Genomic DNA, 10,835 nt, shown 5'->3' with positions numbered 1-10,835 from the left:
CGCCGGGCCTTTTTGCGTTCCAAGGCGGCGAAGCCGCCCATTGGCGTGGGCCACCTTGAGCTGCGTTCGGGGTGCCTGACGCCACTTAGCTCTGCTTCGCCTAAGCAATCGAAAGCTCTGGCAGGTGTGCCGTGCAGCTGCGCGAGGGTGAATCGAACGGGCAACCGCGATCGTGTAGGGGTCCAGCTCAAGGTCCTTATGGATGTCAGCGCCGGAAGCGCCACGGAGGGCTGAAGAGTTCGCTCTCCCAGACTGACATCCCATTGATCAGCAGGGTCAGCACTCTTCAGGCTGCCGCGTGTTCTCGCGGAAATCGGCACCCTTGCAGGAACCAAGGCCCGCTGTCGACGTTACGCGCGGGCGAGGCCCAATTGGGCTCGCATCATGGGCCCCGGACGTGGTGTCCGGCAGCTCTCGTCGTCACGTTGCTCCTAGGAGGATGTGGTCATGAGAACTTTCGATTTTGCCCCTCTTTATCGCTCCACGGTGGGCTTCGACCGCTTGGCCTCGCTTCTGGATCAGGCCGCGCAAATAGATTCTTCCGCCACCTGGCCGCCCTACAACATCGAGAAGGCGGCCACGGACGAGTACCGCATCACCATGGCGGTCGCAGGCTTCACGCCGGACGAGATTGAACTCACCCAGCACGACACCACGCTTCTGGTCACGGGTCAGAAGAAGGGTGGGGACGGCGAGCGTGAGTACCTCCATCGCGGCATTGCCACGCGCACCTTCCGCCAGACCTTCAACCTGGCCGACCATGTGAAGGTCACCGGCGCTGCCCTCGAGCACGGCCTGTTGACTGTCGATCTCAAGCGCGAAGTGCCGGAGGCGTTGAAGCCTCGTCGGATTGTCATCGGTGGCACTCAGGCCGCGGTCGGCCAGGACAACGCGCCGGTTCAGATCGAGGGTCAGGCCAAGGCCGCGTGAGCGATACGTGACCGGTCGCTGACAGTGATCCTCGCGCGCCTCAGCGCCCGCGAGGATCCAAGCTTTCCCGCATCCTGTTTCGTACTTCCAGGGAGAGTGACCCGTGTCGATGATGGAGACACCGTTTTCACGTTCCGGCCCCATGAACCCAGCCGCCGCTCAGTCAGACTCGTTCGAGGCGTGGCAGGCACTTGTCGCTCCCGGCGACGTGTTTCGCCACCCAGGGGAGGTGCTGACGCATCCTCAGCTATCCCGACAGGACAAGCGCGCGATCCTGGCGTCCTGGGCATCGGATGCCTGCGCCCTTGAGAACGCACCCGGCCTTCGTTGCCTCACGGGCAGTAGGGCCGAGCCGGTCTCTGTTGATGCCGTCCTGACCGCCCTCACCGAACTCGACGGGGGCTTCTCCTTAAAAGCAAGTTCATGCTCGCCTCCGCGAGCCTCGCCTCGGCGGCGGACACGTCGGCTCCTGAACTTGCGAGGATATCTGCGCGCCGGACGGCGGAACGATGATGACGATCCACCGCCGTGCCCGGCAGCGAGGATGCCGCGGCCGCGGACGCCGCCGAACACCGAAGCAACGGCCCTCTGCATTCCGGCTTAAGGACGCGTAGCGCCGCGGTTAGGAGGAGCACTGGCTGACACGCGCTGGGGAAACTCCGCCGAGGGTTTTCCCCGCCGCCGTTCGGCTTTGGCAGCGTAAGCGTTGACGCTGATCAGTCGCGGATGAAACATGGCTGCACCTCCTGGCTAGTTGGAACGTGCAGGTCCAAGTTGAAGGCCGATGAACCGTTTCGAGTGACGATCTGACGTTTACCCTAGTCACTCGGGCGCGGGTGTCCTGTCCCGCCCCGTTTGGGGCGCGGAGGGTTTCTCGTCCTGCGGCCGCCATAACACCTGCCCTTCGAGTTCGGCCAGGGCGGGGCTGGCCCTGAGGCTACGGCTTGCGAAGACGATGGACTTGCCACGTCACCATCATGCTCGCCAGCATAAGAGCGACATGCAGCATGTGAAGGAGAAGTGGCGTGTCTTGCATCGGCTCCATCCCGCAGGCGTCGCGGTTCGAGGCAGGCAAGAGGCCCTGCAACAAGCAGGCCAAAGGCTCACATAACGTGCTGCGTCGATCTCTCGTCTACGTGCCGTGCCTCGCATGACCGGCGCGGCTGGCGTGGGAACGAGGTGGATGCCGAGCCTTGCCGTCGGGTTGGCCCGTGGTGGTCACGCAAACTCCGCGCTCTTGCCGACGGATCAGGAGCGAGTCGACCGGAACGCCATGAGCTCGATCACGATGCCTGCGAAGTAGACGGCTCCAGGGACTTGGCCTGCACAAGGCGCATCAGGACCGCAAGAAGGTCGGTCTGAGTGATGATCCCAAGAACCCTTCGGTCCTCGCTCGTGACCACCACGGCGTGGGTGCGGCCGTCAGTCAGCGGCGCAACCAAGGTAAGAACCCGTTCATCCTGCCCGACCGTATGAGCCTTGGACATCACCTGCGCGATAGTCAGGTCGTCGCGAAGGGTCAGCTCGCGCAGACCCAGCGTGCCTGCAAGCCGGCCCTCCTCATCCAAGACGGGTAACGTCCGGATGTTGTGCTTGAGCAGCAGCTCGCGTGCCCGAGCCACCGGCTCATGTAGCCTGATGACGACGACGTCCTGCGACATGACCGAGCCGCATGTCAGCTCCCCGTGCGTCCGCACGAACGCTTGATGTTCCACCTCGCGCAGCAGCCGATCAAGGTCGGCTCGATCGATGTCCAGGGTTTCGTTTAGGGACTGTAGGGCCGCATCGACGTCGCCGACGCTGAAGCCGACCCGGATGGGAGCGGGCACGTCGGCGGTCCCGTGGACGTTGGCCGGCGGCGCTGGAGGAACATGCGGATACTTGCGCCCCGACACCCGATGGAAAGCGATGCCGAGGCCGACGAGAATGATGGAGTTTAGGCAGACCGGGACGAACGGAAAAAGAAAGCCGGATGCCGTGACGGCTGGTCCGCCGATGAGCGCGGTCAGCGCCGCTGCGCCACCGGGCGGGTGCAAGCACCGGGTGAACGACATAACGGCGATGGCCAGCGAGACGCCGACCCCGATGGCGATGACCGGGTCTGAAATAAAATGGGCAGCCGTCATACCCACGAGCGCCGAGATGGTGTTGCCGCCAATGATCGGCCAGGGCTGGGCAAGCGGACTGGCAGGCACGGCAAACAGCAGCACCGCCGTCGCCCCCATCGGCGCGACGATTAGCGGGATGTGTGGGCCCTCGCCCACAATCCAGCCGCTGACGAGCCCCGTCAGCGCGATGCCGATGAGCGCACCCAGACACGCGATCAGCCGCTCGCGAAGCGTTGCGCCGGCCAGGATCGGCCTGAAAGCTCGCGTTCCAAACGTAATGCCGTTGTGGCGTTTCGGGTCGACGATGTTGGACATCTCACCCGTCCTTCACGTGCTCAGCACACCCGATCGGCAGGCCGCAGCTGAATTTCTAGGCTAGCTCTCTTGGTATACCAGGTTCACATTTACAGCCTGCGTCCGGTTTTGCAACGAGGGTAGGCAGAATGCCGTTCTGCGAGGCACAGCCAGCCCAGACGCTTGACCAGGGAATCATGGGGAACGTTGGCGCCCTCGCTCTGCTCACGCTTGCGGCAGCGCTTAGCTGCCTCAGCCTCGTGGACCTGCGTGCGCGTCAGGCGACCCTGACTGCCTGGGGAAAGGTCACCGCCACGGTTGGCGTGACGGCCTTCCTGTCAGCCGTGGGACTCGTGCTGCAACGCAACGGGATCGTTGCCGGCTCCCTGCTTCTCCTGCTCAGCTGGCTGGTCTACGACACCGCAGAACGCCTCCGCCTCGCCAGGCGTTCGATCACACTCTGCGCCTGGCTGGGCCTCGCCGCCTTGTTTGTCTTCATCGGAATCGTCCTGCGCTGACCGCCATGCCCAGCTCTCGCCGGCGGCGAGGCCCAGCCACTTCGATCCGGTCTCGCGAGGCGCCCGTGAACGGCGCAGTGCAGGGCTCGTCAGTGGGCAACGGCTCCAGTTTATCGCGTAGGTGACCCCTCGGCAGCCTTCGACCCACCGACCTCCCCTGTCTTAATCCTGGCGGCCATTCAGGCACATCGGGCGGCTTGGCGGGCTTTCATGGCGGCTCCAGGCCGGGACGTGATCGGCCTCGACGCTTGGTGGGCTATCAGTGTTGTTGCGGATGCTGCGGCCGACCTCGTGCTGGCGACACCCTGTGGTGATCGCGGCGATGCGGACGCGCTGGTGGCGCATGTCCGCTGGTACGTGGCGGAGCTAGCGAAGGCAGATGATGATCTAACGGACGGCCTCGACTACGTCGCACGCCGCCTTCAGGCCCGGCAGGAGGACCTATCGCTGCTCGCCGCTCTTGCCTGACAAAGGCAGCGAGAGATCAGCCGCGAAGGCAAGAGGTGTCTCGCAAAGCCGGATCTCCACTCAACGCGTCTTAGGAAAAATCGCCCGCTCATCCGCGAACCAACTTGGCTACGGTGGGTATTTTCCGTGCGGCCAGGATTGCAGGGGTCGCTCTTGAGCGGAGAACGACCTCTGAGATGACGGCAGGAACGTTAGACCCAGCCCACCAGCCTGCCCTCAGGAGGCCATCCGCACCGAAAACCTGGACCGCAAAGCTCCTCTGGTACTCCTCCGCTGTTGCTGCGCCTGGTGTCTGGGTCTGGGTTGCCATCAGCGCCATCGTCGTCATCGACGCCGTTTGGGTTGCGATGCTGCGCATCTCTGTTGAACCGAAGGGCTTTGGCCTATGCGCGGCAGCCGTAGGTCTACTGCTTCTGGCCGCCGTCGCTTTGGGCCGGCTCAAGTCCTTGCCGAAGCTGAGAGCCATGGCTCTTTCTAGCGCTTGTCTGGTCGCCCTAACGGTGCCGATTGCCGTCCTGCACTACCTCGCGGCGAGCCTCTCCCTCCCACTGGTCGATCCGACGCTGGCCCAGGTTGAGGCGGCGCTCGGTTTTGACTGGCAGGGCTACCTGGGCTTCCTCGCGGCTCATCCCACGCTGTCGTGGTGGCTGGCCCTTGCGTACCATTCCAGCGGCCCTCAGGTGGCGCTCGTGGTCATCGTGCTCAGCGCGACAGGCAGGCTTGGACGCCTCTGGCGGTTTGTGCGGTTGTTCGCGGCAACACTCATCATCACTATCGCCGCCTCAGTCCTGCTGCCGGCTGAAGGGCCCTACGCGTACTACGAGCCAGCCGTACGGCCCGCCGGCAAGCTGGAGACGGTCGGGGCGCTATGGCACCTTGAGGCTCTCCAACGGCTGCGGAGTGGCACGCTAGAAGCCCTCTCTGTCACCGACCTCCGCGCCCTCGTGACGTTTCCGTCGTTCCATATGTGCCTTGCGATCCTCACGGCCTGGGCGCTCTACCCGCTTCCGTTCATCGGACCAGCCACCTTCCTGCTCAACGTCGTGGTGGCGGTTGCCACGATAGGTGCGGGCGGCCACTACCTGCCTGACCTGATCGCAGGAGCAGCCCTGGCCTTCGGTTCGCTGATGGTCTCACGCCGTTGGTTCGGAGGACCATACCGCGCCGCCAGTCGGGCGCGCCGTTAACCTCTCGTTAGCCATGTCGCTGGTCGGCCTCAGCCCAGACCCATGGATGTGCGCTGCCGCAACTCGCTTCAAGGGGCTCAAGCCTAGACCGCCGTCTTCGAGGACGAAGGGTAAGGGCGATGGCGTCGAAGCTGATCCTGGCTGTAACTTTGCTGGTCTTCCTGACCACGGGCCGGGCTCCTGGGATGCGCGAGCTGCGCAACCCCGATGCGGAGGCAGGCCATAGCCGTATCGTCTACGTGACCAAACGGACGCTGGCGTGAACGCCTCCGTTTCTTCCTGCGAAGTATCAGGCCGATGCGGTGGCAGCGACCGGCACGAGGCGCGGCCCAGAGAACCTAGATCCACCAGACGCGTGCCGCTGGAGGCGTCCGAGGTCCACTAGCTGGCTCAACGCGGGATCGGCAAAGTCGAGCAACCTGGCTTCGCGCCAGCGGAGCTTGAACGCAGGCTCGGCCTTCGAGAACAGGCGACGACGAGGCCGCTTCTCTTCGACCAGCAGAATGAGTTTGCCGCCGAAGGTCCGCTTGAACCAGAACCGTCCCGTGAGTTCCATTGCTTGGTCCTGAGGCAATGCCGAGCCGAACGGCTCCGCTTGCCACATCAACCCACCTTCAATGGCTAAGGTTCACTCACTGGACGGCATGTTCAGAGGCTTTAAGCCCATGGTTAGCAAGCGGTTAAGACCTCACGCTACCCGCGCTAATACCCGCTTCACCGCCGTTGCTGTCCAGGCACCCTTCCGTGGCGTCTGGTAGCCCGTCGCGTTCAGCTGCTTCGCCAAAGCGTTGAGGCTATCCACGCCCTCTGCCTGAAGCTCCTCCAGCACCGGCAACACCGCAAAGGCCGCATGGTCTGCCTTGCGCCGCCTCGTAGCCGTCGCCAAGGCAGTTTCGGGCGGCGATGGCGGCCGGTAGCCCCGATCCCCACCCAGCTTCTTCCCACGCCTTTTGGCTGCCGCGAGGGCCGCCTTGGTGCGCTCCGAGATCATCTTGGCCTCATGTTCCGCCACGGCCGACAGGATGTGGACCGTGAGCCGGTTCGCCTTGGGGAAGTCGGCGGCCTCGAACTCGACACCGCTTTCCATGAGGTTCGAGATGAAGGCCACGTTGCGAACCAGCCTATCCAGTTTGGCGACGAGGAGCGTGGCGCCTGTCCGCCGGCACCGCTCAATAGCGGCTTGCAGCTTCGGCCGGTCGTCCCGCTTGCCGCTCTCGACCTCGACGTAGGGTGGTTGGAGGAGGAGGTCTCCGGCGCGGAGGTGCGCCTTGATGGCAGCCTCCTGTGCCTCCAGGCCCAGCCCCGAGCGGCCTTGTTTGTCGGTCGATACACGGCAGTAGGCAATGAAGGTGGTCACGGTAGTGGGCCTCATTGGCGCTCAACCTGGGCTGCGTCCCTCCAAACGCCTTGTCGCCACAGATCAACGTCCGTCGATGGGCGGTGACATGACAATGAGGCTGTCGCCGGCTCGGTGGCTAGGTCCTCTGCGCCCGAAGCAGCTCTCCGAGGCCAGAGTGGCCGGATCTGCCTGAGGGCCGGCAGTCAGAGTCTGCTAGCTTAGTGCCCGCCGACTCAGAGGTGAGGTGCCTCGATGCGCCCAAGCAGCACGCCGTGGCGGGGCATCAGTACGAAGTCATAGGCGCTCAGGAGGCGGGCTGACCATGCTGATCCAGCACCTTGAAGGTCACGCTGTCAGCCTTGAAGCCAGCCTGCACCAATTCGGCGACACGCGCCTTGCCAGCTTCGGTCGCCTCCTCAATCGTCCCGTACTGGACCGGGAGGTCCTCCGGCGGCGTTCCCTGCTCGGAGGTACCAGCTTGAGGTTCGACGTGGGCGATCTCGACGATGTAATACATCCCACCACGGTGGCACGGATGCCCGCCAAGTCCAACCGCCGACGTATCTGGGCGCGCTACGATCCATGGCTGTATGGACCTTGGATCAGGTCTCCCGAGACATGAGCAATACAGAGCGGCGACCGTTGGCTTTCCGGGATGCCCACGAGCTTGGTAAGTGGCTGGCCCAACATCACCGGAGCAGCACGGAGCTTTGGGTTCAGATCTTTAAGGCGGGGTCCGGCAAGTCATCCGTCACCTGGACCGACTGCGTCGTCGAAGCGATCCGCTTCGGCTGGATCGACGGGCAGAAGCTGCCATTCGATGAAATGTCTTTTCTGCAGCGCCTCACGCCTCGAAAGCCAAGGTCGAATTGGTCAGTCAAGAACCGCGAGCATGCAATGAGGCTGATCGCGGATGGCCGGATGACGCTTGCCGGGCTGGAGCATGTCGAAGCGGCGAAGGCGGATGGTCGATGGGAGAGCGCTTATGCAGGTTCAGCGACGATGACGATCCCTCAGGACTTCCTTGATGCACTGGAGGCGATGCCGGCCGCGAAGGCGTTCTTCCAGACGCTGGACCGCACGAACCTCTATCCAATCTATTATCGGCTTCAGACGGCGAAACGCCCTGAGACTCGCGCCAAGAGGTTGGCTCTGATCCTTGAGCAACTGGACCGCGGCGAGCGCTTTCATTGATGCGCGTGTACCATGCGGCCTCTAGCGAGTTTGCGCTTGAACCGATCAGCCAAGCAAAGGCGTAAACTTCATCACGGCCAGGGGGCCGCAGAGAAGAATCTGTAGCGGCTGAGGACTAATTGTCAGCGTCGCTTACTCGCCGAGGGCGGAAGCTTGGCGAACATCTCCTCGCACATGCTGCCAAGGCTGCTGCGCATCAGCCCTCTCGCCCACTCGCGACGCCCGTCATCGATCAGCTTGATTGCCACTTCCTGCGGTGTCTCCTTTGCACACGAGCGCATAGCCTTCATCTGCGGGTACTCGGTGTCCTGGCCGCAGGATCTCTTGGCTTGCAGGAAAAGCCCGTACTTCTGAAAGCGCGTTGGGCAGTCCTCCGCACCTGACACCGCGGTGCTGGCCAGCATGCCGGCCAGAAGCGCGAGGGTGAGGCGAATGGGTGATAGGGATTGTGGGAGCATTCTGGCCCTAAGGTCATCATGGATGTCGGCGCCGGAAACGCTGTGAGAGCTGAACGGTTCGACCTCATCAGCGAGGGCCCGACCTCCTCATGTCAGGCAGCGACATCAAGCTTGCGCCGCACGTGCCTCACCAACCGCTTGAGCGTGACGGATGATAAATCCCCACATAACTGAATCGTACTAAAGTTTGCGGCCAGGGGTTGAATGACAACACTTTCTGTACGACTTAGGTGCAGTGCAACAATTTCTAAAAATTGCCTTGCCACCGAAGTTGACGGGCATCCTGTGCCTGCTCGCTTTGGGAATTATACTAAATAAATATTGGAAGGAAACGCACATGGCCAACGAGCAGAACCTCAACAACGCCAAGCAGAACAACCAGGACGCCCGCGCCTCCGAGGCAGCCAAGGCCAACCTCGACAAGGCTGCCGACAAGACCAGCGAGCAGGGCAAGCAATTCGCCAACGCGGCTCGTGAGGGCGTCAACAAGGTGGTCGACCTGAGCGAGAAGGCCACTGAGACCACCAAGCAGGCAATGCAGAACAGCCTCGAGACAGCCTCTCAGCAGGCCCGCGAGGCGGCGGATCGCTTCTCCAAGACGCTCGGCTTCTCCGGCCAGGACAGCGAGCGTCTGGCTCAACAATCCAAGCAGAACATCGAGGCGGTCACCCGCTGCGGCACGGTGCTGAACCAAGCCTTCCAGGATGCCTCGCGCAACCTGTTCGACCTGAGCCAGAAGCAGTTCCAGCGCAATCTCGACGGCATGAACAAGCTGGCTCGCGCCAAGTCGGTTCAGGAGTTCACAGCCCTTCAGAGCGAGCTGATGCGCGAGAGCCTGCAGCACATGGTTCAGGACAGCAAGGCGATCACCGAGACCTCGGCCCGTGCGGTCGATGAGGCCACCAAGACCTTCGCCAGCGTCGCTCAGGCTCGCTGAGCACAACTGCGGCCTTCAATCGGCGGCAGACCTGAAGTTGATACTAATCCGGGGCGGTTCTTTGGGCTGCCCCTCTTCATGTCCCGGTCGCTTTGGCTTCATCCCTCGCGGCACGGAGCTTTTCATGGACGACCCCTTCGCCGTGGCGATGCTGGCCTACGAGAGCCAGACGGTGGTGGCACTTCGCTTGGTGAAGCTGGCCTGGGGCGGACCTGCGGCACAGGCCGAGGCCTCCCAGATGATCAGCGAGAAGATTAGCGCCTCGATGGAGGCGGCGGGCAGCCTGATGCTCGGCGGCTCGCATGACGCCGTGATCGCGCGTTACCGCGAACTTGTCGCTGAGAACACAAAGCGGCTGATGAGCCCTTAGGATTGTGGGGAGCTCGTTTGCCAAATAGGCCAGCCATTCTGTGCTCCCTGCCTTCCCTGTGCCGCGCGTTCCCCACACGGAAAGGGATTAAGCTGGGCGAGGGTCAGCGTGAGGGAAGTCGACAAGACGGCGGCGTGTCGATGTGGCAGGACGGCGGCGCTTCCCGGTAGATCCGGACTAAGGGTGGCACCTCGCCATTCGCCATCGCATCCTGACGCTCCTCCTCGGCATAGGCCCAGCTTTTCTCGTCTGTATGTTCAGCCTCAAGAAACACGCCCGCTCGGCAGCCCCAGCCGTGCGCTCGCGCGATCTGCGCCTGCTCGTAGCTCACGGTGAAGTAGCCGTACTTGTGCAGCTCACCGTCACGGCCGAGGATCTGGCCGTCAGGTGTGAGGATGTCACCGGGCTTGCCGGTGGCTAGAGCCTGCGATGTCATGGTTCTGCTCCTCAACAGCGTTACGACCCGCCTGCCGGTCCATTGCGCGCCGCCAACCTACCGGAAGCGAGGTGCCCCGTAACCGCATACGATCGGTGACGCTGGCAAGGAACAAGTTGCCAGCGCTCCGGACTGAGGTTCGCTAGGGCTGCGCGGAAGCCGAGGTTGTGAGCCGCAAGCTCGGCCGCCTTCAACCATTCCGGGTCCAGCACCAGCGTCTCGGGTGTGATCGGTACGACAGGCGCATCAGGCATGCTGAACTCCTCAGCCTCGATCAGTCCGCACGGCGGCCCACTTGGCGGGCGAGCGCATCTTTCCAACCGAAGGAAGGCATGATCCCCCCTCATCTGCATCCGAGCGGCAACGCTTGTGAGTACCATCTGCCAGTGCTCCGATCTCAGAGGCGACGGCCTGTGCTCGAAACCGAGGTTGTGCGAGGCGTTCACGGCAGCGGCAGCCCATTCACTGGAGAGAGCCTCCCGGTCTTTGTCGCAAGGATCAGTCGGTGCGTCTGCGTCGCCCAGTGATCGCGGCCCGGTCGCCCAGTGACCGACCGTCAGAGCCACCAAGACGTTTCAGACCTTAAGAGCGCCGAT

14 protein-coding genes are annotated in these 10,835 nt (G+C 63.3%); 8 read left to right on the top strand and 6 right to left on the bottom strand.

What is annotated here, in order from left to right; all coding sequences use genetic code 11:
- The first annotated feature begins 447 nt into the window (after positions 1-447).
- Positions 448-930: an Hsp20 family protein gene (locus MFF55_RS17555; protein WP_238245395.1), complete on the top strand. Its 483-nt coding sequence runs from the start codon at positions 448-450 to the stop codon at positions 928-930.
- 1,283 nt (positions 931-2,213) lie between these two features.
- Here the strand turns inward: MFF55_RS17555 and MFF55_RS17545 are convergent.
- Positions 2,214-3,353 carry an HPP family protein gene (locus tag MFF55_RS17545; RefSeq protein ID WP_238245394.1) on the bottom strand — a complete coding sequence of 380 codons (1,140 nt, stop codon included), beginning with the start codon at positions 3,351-3,353 and terminating at the stop codon, positions 2,214-2,216.
- Positions 3,354-3,481: 128 nt separating this feature from the next.
- On the opposite strand from MFF55_RS17545, the gene MFF55_RS17540 reads away from it, so the two are divergent.
- From MFF55_RS17540 to MFF55_RS17525, 4 genes are all read left to right on the top strand, one after another.
- Entirely contained in the window at positions 3,482-3,850 is a 369-nt protein-coding gene (locus tag MFF55_RS17540) for a hypothetical protein (protein WP_238245393.1), read from the top strand.
- Between the two features lie 210 nt (positions 3,851-4,060).
- Positions 4,061-4,318: a hypothetical protein gene (locus MFF55_RS17535; RefSeq protein WP_238245392.1), complete on the top strand. Its 258-nt coding sequence runs from the start codon at positions 4,061-4,063 to the stop codon at positions 4,316-4,318.
- A gap of 176 nt (positions 4,319-4,494) precedes the next feature.
- Positions 4,495-5,505, top strand: a complete 1,011-nt coding sequence (locus MFF55_RS17530; RefSeq protein ID WP_238245391.1) for a phosphatase PAP2 family protein — start codon at positions 4,495-4,497, stop codon at positions 5,503-5,505.
- Between the two features lie 119 nt (positions 5,506-5,624).
- Positions 5,625-5,768 carry a hypothetical protein gene (locus MFF55_RS17525; protein WP_238245390.1) on the top strand — a complete coding sequence of 48 codons (144 nt, stop codon included), beginning with the start codon at positions 5,625-5,627 and terminating at the stop codon, positions 5,766-5,768.
- Positions 5,769-5,794: 26 nt separating this feature from the next.
- Here the strand turns inward: MFF55_RS17525 and MFF55_RS17520 are convergent, their stop codons facing one another.
- From MFF55_RS17520 to MFF55_RS17510, 3 genes are all read right to left on the bottom strand, one after another.
- Positions 5,795-6,061: a hypothetical protein gene (locus MFF55_RS17520; protein ID WP_238245389.1), complete on the bottom strand. Its 267-nt coding sequence runs from the start codon at positions 6,059-6,061 to the stop codon at positions 5,795-5,797.
- 132 nt (positions 6,062-6,193) lie between these two features.
- A complete protein-coding gene (locus MFF55_RS17515) occupies positions 6,194-6,862 on the bottom strand; it encodes a recombinase family protein (protein ID WP_238245388.1) in 669 nt (222 codons plus the stop codon).
- 286 nt (positions 6,863-7,148) lie between these two features.
- The gene (locus MFF55_RS17510) at positions 7,149-7,361 is read right to left on the bottom strand and encodes a hypothetical protein (RefSeq protein WP_238208464.1); all 213 of its coding nucleotides are present in this window, start codon (positions 7,359-7,361) and stop codon (positions 7,149-7,151) included.
- Between the two features lie 101 nt (positions 7,362-7,462).
- On the opposite strand from MFF55_RS17510, the gene MFF55_RS17505 reads away from it, so the two are divergent.
- Positions 7,463-8,038 carry a YdeI/OmpD-associated family protein gene (locus MFF55_RS17505; RefSeq protein WP_238245387.1) on the top strand — a complete coding sequence of 192 codons (576 nt, stop codon included), beginning with the start codon at positions 7,463-7,465 and terminating at the stop codon, positions 8,036-8,038.
- A 122-nt stretch (positions 8,039-8,160) separates the two neighbouring features.
- Here MFF55_RS17505 and MFF55_RS17500 read toward each other — a convergent pair whose 3' ends face one another.
- Positions 8,161-8,496 carry a hypothetical protein gene (locus tag MFF55_RS17500; protein WP_238245386.1) on the bottom strand — a complete coding sequence of 112 codons (336 nt, stop codon included), beginning with the start codon at positions 8,494-8,496 and terminating at the stop codon, positions 8,161-8,163.
- 337 nt (positions 8,497-8,833) lie between these two features.
- Between MFF55_RS17500 and MFF55_RS17495 the strand changes: the two genes are divergently transcribed.
- Positions 8,834-9,433 carry a phasin family protein gene (locus MFF55_RS17495; protein ID WP_238245385.1) on the top strand — a complete coding sequence of 200 codons (600 nt, stop codon included), beginning with the start codon at positions 8,834-8,836 and terminating at the stop codon, positions 9,431-9,433.
- 124 nt (positions 9,434-9,557) lie between these two features.
- Positions 9,558-9,803, top strand: coding sequence for a hypothetical protein (locus tag MFF55_RS17490; RefSeq protein ID WP_238245384.1), 246 nt, complete (start codon positions 9,558-9,560; stop codon positions 9,801-9,803).
- Positions 9,804-9,906: 103 nt separating this feature from the next.
- Here the strand turns inward: MFF55_RS17490 and MFF55_RS17485 are convergent, their stop codons facing one another.
- Positions 9,907-10,239 carry a hypothetical protein gene (locus MFF55_RS17485; protein WP_238245383.1) on the bottom strand — a complete coding sequence of 111 codons (333 nt, stop codon included), beginning with the start codon at positions 10,237-10,239 and terminating at the stop codon, positions 9,907-9,909.
- Positions 10,240-10,835 lie beyond the last annotated feature (596 nt).

The organism is Methylobacterium iners (assembly GCF_022179305.1).
GTDB classification, from domain to species: domain Bacteria; phylum Pseudomonadota; class Alphaproteobacteria; order Rhizobiales; family Beijerinckiaceae; genus Methylobacterium; species Methylobacterium iners.
Note: the sequence above shows the minus strand (reverse complement) of the source record. Positions and strands in the feature narration are given on the sequence as shown.